This window comes from Nonomuraea sp. GTA35 (assembly GCF_041950525.1).
In the GTDB taxonomy this organism is placed as follows: Bacteria; Actinomycetota; Actinomycetes; order Streptosporangiales; family Streptosporangiaceae; genus Nonomuraea.
Genome location: NZ_JBGNUV010000008.1, coordinates 58496 through 76635 on the forward strand (window position 1 = coordinate 58496; position 18140 = coordinate 76635).

Genomic DNA, 18140 nt, shown 5'->3' on the forward strand with positions numbered 1-18140 from the left:
GGGCGGCCCAGCGGTCGCCTGCCTTCCGACTCTGGCAGCGCCCTGGCACCACGCGCATCCTCCTTCGGGATGGGCCGTAGCTCATCCGTGAAGGGCACGGCAGGCCGACGCGGTCCCAGGATGCGGCGCCATCTTGCCCGTCGCTCGGCTGCCGGCAGGTGACCGGGAGCGAGCATCGGCGGGCCGGGTGGTGCCCCCCGTGGCATGGCAATCAGTCGCGGTGATGGCCTGATAAGGAATCGGTTGTTTCCCGCACGGCACGGACACAGTTGGCTTGCGGACATATATGTGCACGGCGGCTGTGCGCCCCGCGCTCTCCCTGGGCTCGTGGCGACGACCGTTCTGCAGTTGCCTGTCGATATTCCCTGACGCCGACCCTTCACGAGCCGCACGTGGTCCGGCCGGCGTTCCTGCAGAACCCAAGCATCTGTACCCATATAGCCCGGTTGTCCTGTCGGTGGTGGCTGGGCCTCGTTGCGCGTCGTCAGGCCAAGGGGCGGGAACATGTCAGAAGCACGGGAGTACGTCGTCACCGGACTGATCATCGACCTGGACGGCAATCCGCTGCCTGATGCGCTGATCAAGGCGTCCGGCCCCGGATCGGCTCACCAGGACGTCCCGCTCGGCGAGAAGCGTACCGGGTCCGACGGCCGCTACGGGATCAAGGTCGTGGAGGACCCGCAGAACCCGCATACCCACGTCGCCACCGTCATCATCCGGGTGCTGGTCGGCGACCGCGAGGTCGGTAAGAGCAGGCCGCACCGCAAGGAGATGCCCAAGACCGTCATCGATCTCCAGGCGGACTTCAGGCCAGCTGCCACGCCGCTGGATCGCCGGGTCTTCGGGACGGTGCGGGACGCGTTCGGCGAGCTGATGACCGGCGTCACCGTGCGCGCCTTCGACCGGGACCTGCGCCGTGAGCAGCCGCTCGGCCAGTCGCCCGTGCGGGACGGCAAGTACGAGATCCGCTACTCCCACGCGCAGTTCCGCCGCGCCGAGAAGGATTCGGCCGACCTGGTCCTGACCGTGTCCGACGGCTCGGGCGCGCAACTGTTCCGCTCCACGGTGCACTACAACGCCCCCGCGGAGTACGAGCTCGACCTGGGTCTCGAAGGCGCCGTCTACGCAGGCCCCTCCGAGTGGGAGGTGCAGACCGGCGTCCTGATGCCGCTGCTCGACGGGCTGAGCCCGGTGGACCTGCATGAGGACGAGCAGTTCCAGGACGTGTCGTTCCTGGTCGGCGAGAGCGGCTACACCGCGCTGCAGATCGGCACGTGGGCGGCGTCGTGGCGGCTGGCCGAGCGGACCGAGCGGGACAAGAACGGGCTGCCGCCGGAAGCGCTGTTCGCGTTCCTGCGCCAGGGCGAGCCGTCGATCTTCCGCGAGTCGCTGCTGAACGACGTCCAGCACCCCGAGCGGATCGCGCTGATGGAGGACGCGCTGCTGCGAGCGCTGGCCGCGATGCTCCCGCAGCGCCAGCGCGACCTGCTGGAGAAGGCCGTGGCCGACAACCTGGTGCCGGCCAGGTTGCGCACGCAGATCGACGAGATCCTCGCCGTGCTGGCCAGGATCAACGTGCAGTTCACCGCCGACGTCAGCGTGGGCGGCGGCAAGGGCACGATCGGACAGTTGCTCGACTCGGCCGGCGTGCGGCCCGACCACCGTAAGACGATCCTGGCCACGATCTCCGCGCATTCCGGCTCGCTGACCGAGCTGTGGAAGCGCCTGGACGAGGACGAGTCGCTGCCCGAGGCCACGGTCAAGCAGGTACGGCTGAACGTGGAGCTGGGCACGCTGACCCGCAACCACGTCCCGCTGGTCACGAACCTGGCCAAGCAGGTCACCGCGGGGCAGCTCACCAAGCGGGCCCTCGCCCAGTTCTCCAGGCAGGACTGGTTCGCCGCGTTCGCCCGTCCAGGACCCGACGGCCGGCCGGTCGGCGTGCCGGACAACATCGACGGCGACACGCCGGAGGAGCAGCGGGAGACCTACGCCGCCATCCTCGACCAGCAGTTCGAGCGGTCGTATCCGACGGCGTCGCTGGCGGCCAAGGCCAGACGGGCCCCTTCGGCAGCGCCGCAGCTCAGCCGGAGGGTCGCCGACTTCCTCGATGAGCATCCCGGCCTCCAGCTCGACCGCTTCCGCATCGACCACTTCCTGGCAGAGGAGCGGCAGCGCGGCGACAGAAGCGGCGACGCAAACGGCGACGGCGAGGTGGACGCGGGCCTGCTGGACGAGCTGGCCGCGGTGCAGCGGGTCTTCAAGCTCAAGCCGACCTTCGCCGCCGCGAACACGCTGCTGCGCCAGGGCGTCGACTCCGCACAGCAGATCTACTTCATGGGCGAGGGCCAGTTCGTGGACACGCTGGTCGAGACGCCGATCAACCGGGTCGAAGCACGCACGATCTACCGCAAGGCGGAGAACACGTACGCGCTGGCGCTGACCACGTTCGCCGACCTCAACCTCGCGCTCAACGGCCTCGCCCCGGCGGCCCTGCCCGCGCTCACGCTGACCCCCGAGACCCAGGACAAGATCGCGACTCTGCCGAACCTGCAGACGCTCTTCGGCTCGCTCGACTACTGCGAGTGCTCGGCCTGCCAGTCCGTCTACAGCCCGGCCGCGCACTTCGTGGACGTGCTGCGCTTCCTCGGCGACCGCAACACGCAGGGGCAGGGGATCAACGCCGGCAAGACCGTCAGGCAGGTGCTGCTCGAACGGCGGCCCGATCTCGGCGACATCGAGCTGAGCTGTGAGAACACCAACACGCCGCTGCCCTACATCGACCTGGTCAACGAGATACTCGAAGACGTCGTCGCGCCGCCGCCCGCCGTCCTGCTGTCGGCCGCGATCCAGCCGCGGCTGACGGAGGGGCCCATCGCGGCCGAGGTGCTGGCCGAGCTGCGCGCCAAGAACGTGGCGGTCGCCGCCGACGCCTACGTCTACGACCGGGACATCAACGGCCGCTGGGCGATCAGGGACAGGGCGCGCTCCTACAGCGTGTCCCGGCAGGGCCCCGACCTGGCCGTGCGGGTCACCCGGCAGACGATCGGGTCGGCGGCCGAGGTGCGGGCCAATCCCGAGCACGTCAACCTGGCCGCGTACGCGAAGCTGGCCGGCGAGGTTTTCCCGTTCGCGGTGCCGTTCGATTTGTCGGCCGAGCAGAGCCGCGGCTATCTCGACCAGCTCGGCCTGCCGCAGGCGCGGCTGTTCGAGTTGTTCGGGCAGAGCGGCCCCGGCGGCAGCACGCCGACGCCGCTGCAGGTGGACTGCGCGCTGCTGGGCATCGGCGACGCCGAACGGCAGGTCATCACCGCCCTGCTGCCCGGCAGGCAGCCTTGGGAGTACTGGGGCCTGGCCGAGACAGGCAACTCCATCCCGCATCCCGACGACCCGGCGCAGCTCGTGACGGGGACCTGGATCGAGGTGCTCGGCAAGGTGCCGGTGATGCTGCACCGGGCCGAGCTCGGCTACCGCGACCTGGTCCAGCTCCTGGAGCTGCGCTACGTCGATCCCGGCAGGACCATCGCCATCCAGGACCTGCCCGGCTCGAACGGGGCCTCCTGCGACACCTCCGCCTTCACCATCGGCGGGCTGACCACTGAGGCGCTCGGCCGCGTGCACCGCTTCACCCGGCTGTGGCAGCGGCTCGGGATCCCGTCATGGGAGCTCGACCTGTGCCTGGCCGGACGCCCGCTGGACGAGGCCGCGCTGCGCGACCTGGCCGGGTTGCGGCGGCTCGGCGAGCGTACCGGGCTGGACCTGCCGACGCTGGTCACCGTGTTCCGCGGCTTCGACGATCACGAGTACACCGACCGCGCGCAGGGTGACGGCGTCCCGGTGCAGACGCTCTACCAGCGGCTGTTCCGCAACCGGCTGGTGGACGCCGCCGGCACCTTCCCGCCGCGTGCCGCCGACCTCGGCGGCACCATCGAGCAGCGAGTGCCGGGGCTGCTCGCCGGGCTGCGGATCGGCGAGGCCGACCTCGACCTGATCCTCGCCGACCTGGGACTGGCCAGATCGGCGCCGCTGAACGCGACCGTGCTCGGCCTGCTGCACCGCGTCGTCGTGCTGGCCCGCGGCCTGGGCCTGTCCGTACGCGACTTCGTACGGCTGGCCAGGATCGCCGGAGCCGACCCGTTCGGCTCGCCCGCCCAGGCGTCGGCCTTCGCCGAGCTGGCCGGGCAGGTCAGCGCCTCGGCGTTCACCGTGGCCGAGCTGGACTACCTGCTGACCCACCAGGTCACGGCGGGAGTCGCGCTGGAGAGCCGCAGCGTGCTGGCCTTCCTGCGCCAGCTCAGGACCGGCCTGGCCGAGATCGGGAACCGGCTGCGCCAGCAGGACGACGAGACCGCCGCCGGCTACGTCGGCGCCAAGCTCGGCCAACTGCCCGCGCTGGCCGCCGACGCCGACCTGATCGCCGCCCTGGCCCTGGTGGACGGGGGCTGGACCGGCCCGCCCGCCCAGCGTGACGCGCTCATCGGCCGCTACTTCGCCGCCATCTTCAGCGATCTGGCCGCCGCCCGCGCGGCGCTGGCCGAGCTGCCGCCGGGCGAGACCCCGTCCCAGCGGCAGGTCAGGATCGACGCCCGGTTCGCCGCCGTCGCGCCGCGCCTGGAGGCCTTCCTGCTGCGCACGCAGCAGGACCTGTTCATCGACCAGCAGGTGGCCGCGCTGCTCAGGATCGACGAGGTGTCCACCGCGACCGCGCTGACCCGGCTGCGCCTGCCCGCCTCGCCGGCCGACCTGCGCACGGTGATCAACGACCCGCGGCTGGCCGACCCCGCGTTCGCGCTGGACGAGGCGACGTTCCCGGCCGTCTACACGGCGCTGCGGCTGCTGCACAAGGTGGCCACCCTCGTCGGCCGGCTCGGCATGCGACCGGCCGACGTCACCTGGTGGATGATCGGCGACAACGCCGAACGCCTCGGCTGGATCAAGGCGACCGCGCTCGGCGTGGACCAGAGCACCACGGTCGAGCTGACCCGCTGGAGCGCGATGCGCTGGTGGTTCGACTGGACGCCCCAGCTGCCCGCCTCCGACCTGACCGCGCTGGACTTCGCCGACCGGCTGCTCGACCCCGCCGTGAGCTCCGCCGACACGATCACGGCGCTGGCCGGGCTGACCGCGTGGAAGGCCGCCGACCTCACCGCCCTGGCCGCCGCGTACGGCTGGGCGACGCCCGACCAGGTCAAGTCCCGCCTGGCTGACGCGGACAACCTGCGCAGGCTGGCCACCGCCATGGCGGCGCTGCGCAGGCTCGGCGTCACCGCCGCCCGCGCCGTGGCCTGGGCCGACGCCACCCCCGACGCGGCCGTCGCCGACGAGATCAAGCAGGTGCTCAAGGCCAGGTACGACCTGCCGCAGTGGCTGGAGGCCAACCGCCCGGTCCAGGACGCGCTGCGCGAACGCCGCCGCGACGTGCTGGCGCACTGGCTGGTCGCGCACCCCGACCCGGGCCGCGGCCAGAGCTGGACCGACTCCAACGGCCTGTACAGCCACTTCCTCATCGACGTGGAGATGGGCTCCTGCGCGCTGACCTCCCGGCTCAAGCAGGCCACCGGCTCCGCGCAGCTCTTCGTGCAGCGGGTGCTGCAGAGCCTGGAGCTCGACATCGTGGCCGGCACGGTCACCGACCCGAAGTGGAAGCAGTGGCAGTGGATGCGCCGCTACCGGGTGTGGGAGGCCAACCGCAAGGTCTTCCTGTACCCGGAGAACTGGATCGAGCCGGAACTGCGGGACGAGAAGTCGCCGTTCTTCCTCGACCTGGAGCACGACCTGCAGCAGCAGGACGTCACCGCCGAGACCGTCGAGCAGGCCTACCGCGTCTACCTCGACAAGCTCGACAAGGTGGCCAACCTGGAGATCCGCGCCATGTTCGAGCAGCGGATCGGCGAGGAGTCGGTGCTGCACGTGATCGGCCGGACCCGCAGCAGCAAGGGCGCCGAGTACTTCTACCGCACCCGGCTCAACCGGGCCCGCTGGACCGCCTGGCAGCCGGTGGACCTGGAGATCACGGGCGACCACCTGATGCTCGGCATGCACAACCGCAGGCTGTACGTGATGTGGCCGCAGCTGATGGAGAAGGCCGAGGAGCCGGCCGCGGTGCGCACGCCGAACGCCAACACCACCTTCCCGGTCGAGCGGCCCCGCAAGTACTGGGAGGTCCAGCTCTTCTGGAGCGAGCTCAAGAACGGCACGTGGACGCCCAAGGTCCTCTCGGACGTGCCGATGCGGGTGCTGCACACCGAGACGGGCGGCGACCAGCCGCAGAACATCGCCTTCCGCACCAGGATGACCCCGCAGATCCGCACCCACCTGTACGTGACCAGCGACCCCTTCAGGATCGCCCCGATGGCGGGGAAGAACTACGAGAAGCTCGGCCCGCAGATCACCCCGGACACGCTCGGCTTCTTCGAGCACCTCGTGTCGGGGCCGGAGAGCGTCCATCACGGCAACCTGCTCCGGCACCACACCGCCGCCCAGTACTTCTACTACTCCGCGACCACCGAGTTCGGCAAGCCGCACACGATCCCGGTGCACCAGAGCGCCCCGGCGATCCGGCTGCGCCGCAACATCACGCCCAACCGGACGTGGACGGTGCTCGACGCGCAGGCGTCCGGGTTCGCCGAGACCGGGTCGATGTTCACCTGGGACCAGGCGCGCAGCTACTTCGTGGACTACGAGCACCGCACGTACTGGTCGTACAACTCCAACGGCTGGCAGAGCTGGTCGATCTCGGCGTTCCGCTTCTCCCCGCACTACCACCCGTTCGTCGAGCTGTTCATCAAGGAGCTCAACATCTGGGGGCTGCGCGGCGTACTCAACCGGCGCATCCAGATCGACCCGCGCAGCGTGCCGGGCAGTCCGCCGCCGTTCGACTTCGCCGCCTACCAGCCGGACTTCACGGTCGTCGCGCCGCACCCGGTGGAGGAGGTGGACTTCGGCTACCGCGGCGCGTACGCGCCCTACAACTGGGAGCTGTTCTTCCACATCCCGATGCTGATCGCCGGCAAGCTGGCAGCCAACCAGCGCTTCGAGGAGGCGCTCGAGTGGTTCCACTACGTCTTCGACCCGACCAGCACCGACACCGCGACACCCGACCCTGAGACGCCGCAGCAGAAGTACTGGATCACCAAGCCGTTCTACGAGACGACCAGGGCCGGCTACTACCAGCAGAAGATCGAGAACATGCTGTTGGCCGTCGCCAAGGGCGACGCCGAGCTGCGGGCCCAGGTCGCCGAGTGGCGCGACCACCCGTTCAACCCGCACGCGATCGCCCGCATGCGCACGGTCGCCTACCAGAAGAACGTGCTGATCAAGTACGTCCAGGCGCTGACCGCGTGGGGCGACCAGCTGTTCGGCCAGGACACCATCGAGTCGATCAACGAGGCGACCCAGCTCTACGTGCTGGCCGCGACGATACTCGGCAGGCGGCCCAAGAGCGTGCCGCGCCGGGTCCCGAACCCGGTCCGCACCTTCAACCAGCTCCTGGCCCGCGGCATCGACGACTTCGGCAACGTGCTGCGGACGGTGGAGAACCTGCTGCCCGAGGTGCCCGGCCCCACGGCGCCCGCGCCGGACGGGCCCGAGCTGCCGCGGCTGGACGTGCTGTACTTCGGCATCCCGACCAACGACACGCTGCTGACGCTCTGGGACACCGTCGAGGACCGGCTGTTCAAGATCCGTCACTGCATGAACCTCGCCGGCACCGTGCGCGGGCTCCCGCTGTTCGAACCGCCGATCGACCCGGCGCTGCTGGTCAAGGCCACGGCCGCCGGGCTCGACGTCGGCGCGGCGCTCAGCGACATCAGCGCGCCGATGCCGTCCTACCGATTCCCGGTGATGATGCAGCGCGCCCAGGAGGTGTGCGCGGCCGTCACCAACCTGGGCTCGGCGATGCTCGCCGCGCTGGAGAAGCGCGACGCGGAGCTGTTCGCCACGCTGCGCTCCGGCCACGAGATCGCCCTGCTCGACCTGCTCAGGGACGTACGCGGCAGCCAGGTCGCCGAGGCGCGGGAGACCTGGGAGGCCACCAGGCGCGGCCGGGACCTGGCGGAGCTGCGCCGGGCCTACCACCAGCGGCTGCTCGACGACGGGCTGAACACGGGCGAGAACATCGCGCTCGCGCTGTCCGGCGTGTCGCTCGGCCTGGAGGCGGCGGTCGCGGTCGGCTACATCCTGTCGGGCGGGCTGAAGCTGATCCCGACGTTCCTGGCGGGCGCGGCCGGGTTCGGCGGCACGCCCACCGTGTCGGCCAGCCTCGGCGGGCAGCAGATCGGCAACGCGGCCGAGATGGCGGTCTCCACGCTGCGCTCGATCGCCACGGCCGCCGACAAGGGCGCGTCGCTGGCCGCCGTCATGGGCGGCCACGACCGGCGGCATCAGGAGTGGGGGCACCAGCGCGACCTGGCCGCCACCGAGCTGCCGCAGATCGACAAGCAGATCCTGGCCGCCGAGATCCGGCAGCGGATCGCCGAGCAGGAGCTGCGCCACCACGACAGGCAGCGCTCGAACGCGGCCACCCAGGACGAGTTCCAGCGAGGCAAGTTCACCAGCGCCGAGCTGTACGACTGGATGATCGGCCAGCTCTCCACCGTGTACTTCCAGAGCTACCAGCTCGCCTTCGACCTGGCCAAGCGGGCCGAACGGTGCTTCCGCCACGAGCTGGGGCTGACCGAGTCCGGCTACGTCCGTTACGGCTACTGGGACAGCCTGCGCAAGGGGCTGCTGGCCGGCGAGCGGCTCGGCCACGACCTGCGCCGCCTGGACGCGGCCTACCTGGAGCTGAACAAGCGCGAGTACGAGCTGACCAAGCACGTCTCGCTGGCCCAGCTCGACCCGGTGGCGCTGCTGCAGCTCAAGCGGAACGGCGAATGCTTCGTCGACATCCCCGAAGTGGTCTTCGACCTCGACCACCCGGGCCACTACTTCCGCCGGCTCAGGTCGGTCGGGCTGACGATCCCGTGCGTCGTGGGGCCGTACGGCACGGTGGCGGCCACGCTCACGCTGACCGGCAACAGCCTGCGCAAGGACGCGACGCTGCTGGCCGGCCAGTACGCCAGGGACCCGGCCGGCGACCTCCGCTTCCGCGACGGCGTGACCGCGGTGCAGTCGATCGCCACCAGTTCGGCCGTGGACGACAACGGCCTGTTCGACCTGCGCTTCGACGATCAGCGGTACATGCCGTTCGAGGGGGCGGGCGCGATCGGCTCCTGGCATCTCAAGCTGAACACCGAGATCCCGCAGTTCGACCCGGACACCATCTCCGACGTCGTGATCCACCTGCGCTACACCGCGCGCGAGGGCGGCGGGCTGCTGCGCGCCCAGGCGCTGAAGGACATCGACGACACGCTGACCGGTGCGGTGCTGGCCGGCGGCAGGAAGGGGCTGTACCGGGTGCTGGACCTCAAGCGGGACTTCCCCGATGAGTTCTACAGGTTCCTCCACCCGGCGGCCGGTGACCAGGTGATGGACCTGGGTGACCTGGCCGAGCGGCTGCCGTTCTTCACGCGGGCGTTCACCACGAAGAAGATCCGCACGGTGGAGGTCGCCGCCAGGATGCACGACGCGCAGCCGTACGAGGCGTCGCTGGCGCCGCTGGGCGCGGAGCTGCTGCCGCTGGCCGCCCACCCGGCCTACCAGGGGCTGCACCGCGCGGCCAAGGACCTGACCGGCAACGAGGCGCCGCTGACGGGCTGGACGCTGAAGGTGCGCAGGGCAGGGGCGGCGGACTTCCGTTCGCTGCCCGCGGACGCGATCCGGGAGCTGTTCCTGATCGTCAACTACACGGTGGAGCAGCCATGAACGCCAACCTGAGCGGCAGGGAGATCGACACCATCGTCGCGCGCGTGGTCATGGTGGCCAGGCCGCGGCGGGTGATGGTGTTCGGCTCGTACGCCAAGGGCCGGGCGACCGGCCGCAGCGACCTCGACCTGCTGGTCGTGGTGGCCGGCGACGAGGCGCCGCGGCCCCGGCCGTCGGACTTCGCGCCCTACCTGGGCGGCTGGATCGTACCCGTCGACATCCACGTGGTCACCGAGGAGGAGCTGCGCGAGTACGGCAGGCAGGAGCATCACTTCCTGCACTCGGTGCTGCGGTCCGGCCGTACCCTCTACCAGCACGACGGCGGGGGAGTCACGTGACCGCCGCCGACCGCGTCCCGCGCCTGGATCGCGACCGCGGCTCCGTCCGCGCCCCCGATCGAGCCCCCAGCCGCGCCCCTGACCGCGCCCCCGACCGCGCCCCCGAGGAGGCTTCGGGCGGCGCTTCGGGCGGGGCCGAGCCGACGGCCGCGCCGTCGATCGCGCTGCCCAAGGGCGGCGGCGCGATCCGCGGCATGGGGGAGAAGTTCGCCGCCGTCCCCGCCACCGGCACCGGCTCGCTGTCGGTGCCCATCCCCGTGACGCCGGGCCGGTCCGGCTTCGGCCCGTCGCTCACCCTCGCCTACGACTCGGGCGGCGGCAACGGCCCCTTCGGGCTGGGCTGGAGCCTGTCCCTGGGCTCGATCACCAGGAAGACCGACAAGGGCCTGCCGCGCTACCAGGACGCCGGCGAATCCGACGTGTACCTGCTGTCCGGCGTCGAAGACCTGGTCCCGGGAGAGGTCACCGCTGTACCCGGCCACACCGTGCGCAGGTACCGCCCCCGCATCGAGGGCCTGTTCGCCAGGATCGAACGCTGGACGCGGACCGACACCGGCGACGTCCACTGGCGCACGATCACCGCCGACAACCTGACCACGCTGTACGGAAAGGACGACAACTCCCGCATCGCCGACCCCGCCGACCCGTCACGCGTGTTCAGCTGGCTCATCTGCGAGACCCGCGACGACAAGGGCAGCGCGGCCGTCTACACCTACGCACCGGAGAACGCGGACGGCGTCGACCGCACGCTGATCAGCGAGCACAACCGGACACGCGGCGCGAACCGCTACATCAAACGCATCACGTACGGCAACCAGGTCTCGCATCTGCTCCAGCCGGACCTGAGCCAGGCGTCCTGGCTGTTCGAGGTGGTCTTCGACTACGACGAGGGCCACTACGAGGCGCTCCCTCCCGACACCGGCCGGCCGGTGGCCGAACAGCACCGCTTCGCCCGCGTCTCGGCCGCGCCCGCCCTGCCCTGGGCCGCCCGCCCCGACCCGTTCTCCTCCTACCGCGCCGGCTTCGAGATCCGCAGCCACCGCCGCTGCCGCCGCATCCTGATGTTCCACCACATCCCCGGCGAACCCGGCTACGACGGGCTGGTCCGCGCCGTCGAGCTCGACTACGCCGACCTCGACTACGGCCATCCGGTCGCGATCGACGACGAGCTGGCCCACCAGGGCAGCACCCGCACGGCGTCCTTCCTGCGCCGGATCGCCCAGTCCGGCCACAACCGCGACGCGACCCGGCCGGACGTCTACCTCGAACGGTCGCTGCCGCCGATCGAGCTGGAGTACGGCAAGGTCGTGGTGGACCCCCGGATCCGCGACGTGGACGCGGAGGCGCGCGAAACGCTCCCGGTCGGCGGGACCCTGCGCCAATGGGTGGACCTGTACGGCGAAGGCGTCCCCGGCATCCTGACCGAGCAGGACGGCGGCTGGTTCTACCGCCGCAACCACAGCCCGCTGCTGGACGAGCGGCCGGCGGGGTTCGGCCCGGCCAGGCTCGTCGGCTCGAAGCCCAACCTGTCGCTGGCCGGCGCGCACTTCCTCGACCTGGCCGGCGACGGCCGTCTCGACCTGGTCACCCTGGACGGCCCGGCGCCCGGACTGTACGAGAACGACGGCGCCGAGGGCTGGCTGCCGCTGCGCCCGTTCACCTCCCGCCTCTGGCGCGACACCGGCGACCCGAACCTCAGGTTCGTCGACCTCACCGGCGACGGCCTGGCCGACGTGCTGATCACCGAGAACGACGACCTCGTCTGGCACCCCTCGCTGGCCGAGTCGGGTTTCGGCCCGGCCGCCCGGGTGGCGCGGGCGTTCGACGAGGAGCAGGGCCCGCGCGTGGTCTTCGGCGACGCCGTCCAGTCGGTCCACATGGCCGACATGTGCGGTGACGGGCTGGCCGACCTGGTCCGGGTGCGCAACGGCGAGGTCTGCTACTGGCCGAACCAGGGCTACGGCCGGTTCGGCGCCAAGGTCACGCTGGACAACGTGCCCTGGTTCGACGAGCCCGACGCGTTCGACCACCGCCGCGTCCTGCTGGCCGACCTTGACGGGTCCGGGCCCACCGACCTGGTCTACCTGCACCGCGACAGCACCCGCCTGTACGTCAACCAGGCGGGCAACCGGCTGAGCGGCCCGCGCCACCTGCACGGGCTGCCCGCGGCGCCCGACGGCGCGTTCGTCACCGCGGTGGACCTGCTCGGCAACGGCACCACCTGCCTGGTCTGGTCCCTGCCGATGCCGGCCGACGCCGGCCGCCCGATGCGCTACGTGGACCTGATGGGCGGCGCGAAGCCGCACCTGCTGACCCGGGTGGTCAACAACCTGGGCGCGGAGACGCGCGTGCACTACGCGACCTCGACCGCGTTCTGCCTGGCCGACCGGCGGGCCGGCCGCCCGTGGGTGAGCCGGCTGCCGTTCCCCGTCCACGTCGTGGAGCGGGTGGAAACCTTCGACCACGTCAGCCGGCACCGGTTCGTCACCCGGTACGCCTACCACCACGGCTACTTCGACGGGGTGGAGCGGGAGTTCCGCGGCTTCGGCATGGTGCAGCAGTGGGACACCGAGCACCTGGCGCCGGGCCCCGTCCCGGTGAGCGGCAACCTCGACCCGGCCTCCCACGTCCCGCCCATCCTCACCAGGACCTGGTTCCACACCGGGCTGTACCAGGGCCGGGAGCGGGTCTCCGACGCCGTCGCCGGGCTGCTCGACCCGGTGGACAAGGGCGAGTACTACCGCGAGCCCGGCCTGACCGACGAGCAGGCGCGGGCGCTGCTGCTCGACGACACCGTCATCGACGTCACGGGGCTGCCGGGCGGCCTGAGCGCCGCCGAGGAGCGCGACGCGTGCCGGGCGCTCAAGGGCTCCGTCCTGCGCCAGGAGGTGTACGCCCTCGACGGGACCGGCACCCCCGGCCACCCGTACGGGCATCCCTACCTGGTGACCGAGCAGAACTTCAGGGTCCGCCGGTTGCGCGCCGCGGCGGGCGGGCATCCCGGCGTGTTCCTCACCCACGCCAACGAGTCCATCAGCTACCACTACGAGCGGGATCCGGCCGATCCGCGGATCGGGCACGCGCTCACGCTCGCGGTGGACGACTTCGGCAACGTACTCGGGTCCGCCTCGGTCGCCTACGGGCGCCGCCGCCCCGACCCGTCACTCCCGCCTGGCGACCAGGCCAGGCAGGGGCGGATCGTGATCACGTACACGGAGAACGACGTCACCAACGAGATCGACGCCGGTGGCGACCGGCAGGCACCGCGGCCGTGCGAGTCGCGCACGTACGAGCTGACCGGCGTGCTCCTGCCGGCCGGTCGCGCCCGATTCGGCATCGAGGAGATCCGCGACGCGGCGGCGGCCGCGCTGCCGCTCGACTACGCGCTCGCGCCGACCCCGGGCAGCCGGGAGAAGCGCCTGATCGAGCGCGTGCGCACCTACTTCAGGCGCGACGACCTGACCGGGCCGCTGCCGCTCGGCCGGCTGGAGCCGCTGGCGCTGCCGTTCCAGAGCCACAAGCTGGCGTTCACCCCGGCGCTGGTCTCCAAGCTGTACGGCGGCAGGACGACCGACGCGATGTTCGAGTCCGACGGGCGCTACCTGCACTCCGAGGGCGACGCCGGCTGGTGGGCGCCGAGCGGGCGGAGCTTCTACTCGCCGGACCCGGCCGACTCGCCCGCCCAGGAGCTCGCCCACGCCAGGCGGCACTTCTTCCTGCCGCACCGCACGCGCGACCCGTTCCACACCGGCGCGGTCAGCACCGACAGCACCGTCCGCTACGACCTGCACGACCTCCTGCCCGAGGAGACGCGCGACGCGCTGGGCAACCGGGTCACCGTCGGCGAGCGTGCTCCCGACCCGGACCAGCCGCTGGTGCGGCGCGGCCACGACTACCGGGTGCTGCAGCCCGCGCTCGTGATGGACGCCAACCGCAACCGCTCGGCGATCGCGTTCGACGCGCTCGGCGTGGTCGCGGGCGTCGCGGTCATGGGCAAGCCCGAGGAGACACCCGCTCGGGGCGACCGGCTGACCGCCGCGTTCCGCGCCGACCTGACGCGGGCCGAGACCGACGCGTTCTTCGCCGACCCGCGCGGGCCGCTCGCGGCGGCGTTGCTCGGCGAGGCCGGCACCCGCTACGTCACCGACCCGGCGGCGCACTGGCGCGAGCCCGACCCGGCGCGCCGGCCGCCGACCCCGATCGCCACGCTGGCCCGCGAACGGCACGCCTCCGATGGCGCCGGGCCCGTCCAGGTCGGCATCGGCTACTCCGACGGCTTCGGCCGGGTGGCACAGCAGAAGATCCAGGCGGAGCCCGGCCCGGGGCCGCGGCGTGACGCCGACGGCCGGATCCTGCTCGGCCCCGACGGGCGCCCGCTGACCACGGACGACGCCATCAACCCCCGCTGGGTGGGCAGCGGCTGGACGGTCTACAACAACAAGGGCAAACCGGTCAGGCAGTACGAACCCTTCTTCACCGACACCCACCGGTACGAGTCCGATGTGCGGGTCGGCGTCGCCGTGACCATGTTCTACGACCCGGCCGAGCGCGTGGTGGCCACCCTGCACCCCGACCACACCTGGGAGAAGACGGCGTTCGACCCGTGGCGCGAGGAGAGCTGGACCGTCAACGACACCGTGGCCGTCGCCGACCCGGCGACCGACCCCGACGTGGGCGACCACTTCGCCCGGCTGCCCGCGACCGACTACCTGCCCACCTGGCACGCGCTGCGCACCGACCCGGCGCACGCCGCCGCGTTCGCGGCCAGGCACCCCGACCCCGGCGACCGCGCCGCCGAGACCAGGGCGGCGCGCGGCACCGAGATCCACGCCGCCACGCCCAGGGTCGTGCACTGCGACTCGCTCGGCCGCGCGATGGCCACCCTGGTGCACAACCGGTACAAGTACAGCGACTCGCCCGCCGCGGAGCCGCCGGTCGAGGAGGTCCAGCGCACCAGCGTCCTGCTCGACGTCGAAGGCAACCAGCGCGAGGTGACCGACGCCCGCGACCGCGTCGTCATCCGCTACGACCAGGACATGCTGGGCAACTCCGTGCACGAGTCCAGCATGGAGTCGGGCGAACGCTGGATGCTGCTGGACGTGGCGGGCAAGCGCCGCTACACCTGGGACAGCCGCGGCCACCGTTTCGGCTTCTCCTACGACGCGCTCCAGCGGCCGCTCGACACGTTCCTGCGCTCGGGCACGGCAGCCGACCAGCTGGTCGAGCGGAGCGCGTATGGCGAGAGCCGGCCGGACCCGCAGGCCCGCAACCAGCGCGGCCGGCTGGTCGAGCGCCGCGACCAGGCGGGCGTCGTCACCACCGACGACTACGACTTCAAGGGCAACCTGCTGAGCGGCCGGCGCAGGCTGGCGCGAGACTACCGCGACAGCCTCGACTGGTCCGCCGCGCCCGCGCTGGAGCAGGAGAGCTTCACGAGCAGGACCAGCTATGACGCGCTCAACCGGCCGACCCAGCTCGTCGCGCCGCACAGCGACCGGCCGGGCACCACGGTCAACGTGATCCAGCCCGTCTACAACGAGGCCAACCTGCTGGAGCGCCTGCACGCCTGGCTCGAACAGGCCACCGAACCGCCGGCGCCCCTCGACCCCGCCACCGCCGGGCTGGACGCGGTCACCGGCATCGACTACGACGCGCTGGGCCGGCGGCTGCTGATCGCCTACGGCAACGGCACCGAGACCCGCTACGCCTACGACCCGGACACCTTCCGCCTGAGGAGGCTGAGCACCCGCCGCCCCGCCGCCGCGTTCCCCGGCGACTGCCCCGACCCGGCACCGCCCGGATGGCCGGGCTGCCAGGTCCAGAACCTGCGCTACACCTACGACCCGGCGGGCAACATCACCCACATCAGGGACGACGCCCAGCAGACGATCTTCTTCGGCAACCGGCGGGTCGAGCCGAGCAACGACTACGTCTACGACGCCGCCTACCGGCTGATCGAGGCCACCGGCCGCGAGCACCTCGGCCAGAGCGCGACGCCGGTCCCGCACTCGTCCGACGACGCCCCGCGCGTCCCGGTGCCGCACCCCGGCGACGGCAACGCCATGGCCGGCTACGTGGAGCGGTACGCCTACGACCTGGCCGGCAACATGCTCGCGATGCGGCACCACGGCAGCGGCCCCGCCCAGGCGGGCTGGCGGCGCACCTTCACCTACGACGAGGCCAGCGCGCTGGAGCCGGCCGCCAGGAGCAACCGCCTGACGGGCACCGCCATCGACGGCGTGAACGAGACCTACAGCGTCGCAGGGGACGGCTACGACCCGCACGGCAACCTGCTGCGCCTGCCGCACCTGCCCGTCATCGCCTGGGACGACGAGGACCACCTGCGGATGACCGAGCGGGGCAGCGAGCGCACCTACTACGTCTACGACTCCTCCGGCCAGCGCGTTCGCAAGGTGACCGAGCGGGCCGACGGCCGGATCAAGAATGAGCGCGTCTACCTGGAGACCGCCGAGATCTACCGCTCGCACGGCTCCGACCAGGTCGAGCGGGAGACGCTGCACCTCATGGACGACCAGCGCCGCGTCCTCCTGGTGGAGACCCGCCTGTCCGGCACCGAGCCGGGCGTGCCCCGGCGGCGGATCCGCTTCCAGTTCGGCAACCACCTCGACTCGGCGGTGCTGGAGCTCGACGACCAGGCGCGGATCATCTCCTACGAGGAGTACGCCCCCTTCGGCAGCACGACGTACCAGGGAGTCAGGAGCCTGACCGAGGTGGCGAAACGCTACCGGGGCACGGGCAAGGAACGCGACGAGGAGACCGGGTTCGTCCACCAGGGCGCCCGCTACTACGCGCCCTGGCTGGCCCGCTGGCTGAGCTGCGACCCGGCCGGGCTCGCCGACGGACCCTGCCCGTACGCCTACTGCGGCGACAACCCCATCACCCTGCACGACCCCTCCGGCTACCAGGGCAAACCACCGCTGCCGGGGCTGATCGGCAACGACGCCAAGGTCGGAAAGCTGTGGGAGCAGGCCGTGGTCGAGGAGCTCGGCCCCGGCTTCAAGCAGGACACCTACCAGGGCGTGGTGGAGGCCTTCCAGAAGGAGCTCGGGGAACGCACGGCGGCGAAGGGCCTGGGCTCGAACAGGAAGAAGGGCACCGGGATCAACTACGCCAGGGAGACGTACGCCAAGGTCAGGACCAGGTTCGGGAAACTGGCCCAGTCCACCGGCATCTCACTCGAAGGCATCCAGGTCCACCACACCTTCGACGAGCTGGCCAAGAACCCGGCGCAGGCGCTCGAGACCACCAACCTGAGCTTCCAGCAGGGCCACGCGGGCTCGAAGGGATCGGCGCACAACTTCGCGCACGAGGTGAACAAGGCCCACGCGGCCGGCGTCAAGAATCCGGGCCAGCACGTCAAGACCACGATGGCGGCCGAAGGGGTGCAGCCGAGGGTGCCGGAGTTCAGCCCCGCGCCGCACGTGCCGCACGCCCCGCACGCCCCGAAGGTGCCCAAGGGCAAGAAGATCGGCGGCTGGATCGGCCTGGCGATCGGCGTGGGGATCTCGGGCTACGTCCTGCTGGAGACCGGGGACGTCTACGCCGCGGGACAGGCGATCAACCCCGCGGCCAACACCACGGAGACGCTCGTCCACGGCGAGGTCAACGCGGAGAACGTGGCCTGGAGCGCGGTTCAGGACATCTACTACTACACCCCGGTCGGTACGGCGCACTCGGTCGTCTTCGGCCTCCTGGGGCCGCAGGGTGACAACTACTACGATCAGAAGCTCGCCGACAAGGCGATCCAGGAGGGACGCAACCCGTTCTGCGCCCAGTGCCACGGGCCGGGCGGCGCCCTCGATCCGAACAACGAGTGGAACCGCAGGGCGACGTCCGGGACCGCGCTGCAGCCCGGCCCGCTCACCGAGGCCGATCGGAAGGTGCTCAGCGACTGGCTCACCCCTGCGGCCAAGTGACCTGCCCGGCCGGACGAGCTCCTTGCCTCTCTTGAGAGGAGATCCACAAGCACGAGCAGGG

General features: G+C 71.5%; 3 protein-coding genes. All 3 read left to right on the forward strand.

The window, feature by feature from the left end:
* Window positions 1-504 precede the first annotated feature (504 nt).
* Genes ACBJ32_RS32080 through ACBJ32_RS32090 form a run of 3 tightly spaced genes read left to right on the forward strand, consistent with a single transcriptional unit; the run spans window position 505 to window position 18079 of the window.
* Window positions 505-9804 (forward strand): neuraminidase-like domain-containing protein, encoded by a 9300-nt coding sequence (locus ACBJ32_RS32080; RefSeq protein WP_375129907.1) that lies wholly within the window; start codon window positions 505-507, stop codon window positions 9802-9804.
* Window positions 9801-10142: a nucleotidyltransferase domain-containing protein gene (locus tag ACBJ32_RS32085; protein WP_375129908.1), complete on the forward strand. Its 342-nt coding sequence runs from the start codon at window positions 9801-9803 to the stop codon at window positions 10140-10142. The genes ACBJ32_RS32080 and ACBJ32_RS32085 overlap by 4 nt, the downstream gene beginning before the upstream one ends.
* Window positions 10139-18079, forward strand: coding sequence for a SpvB/TcaC N-terminal domain-containing protein (locus tag ACBJ32_RS32090; RefSeq protein ID WP_375129909.1), 7941 nt, complete (start codon window positions 10139-10141; stop codon window positions 18077-18079). Before ACBJ32_RS32085 ends, ACBJ32_RS32090 begins: the two co-directional genes overlap by 4 nt.
* The last annotated feature ends 61 nt before the right edge of the window (window positions 18080-18140 follow it).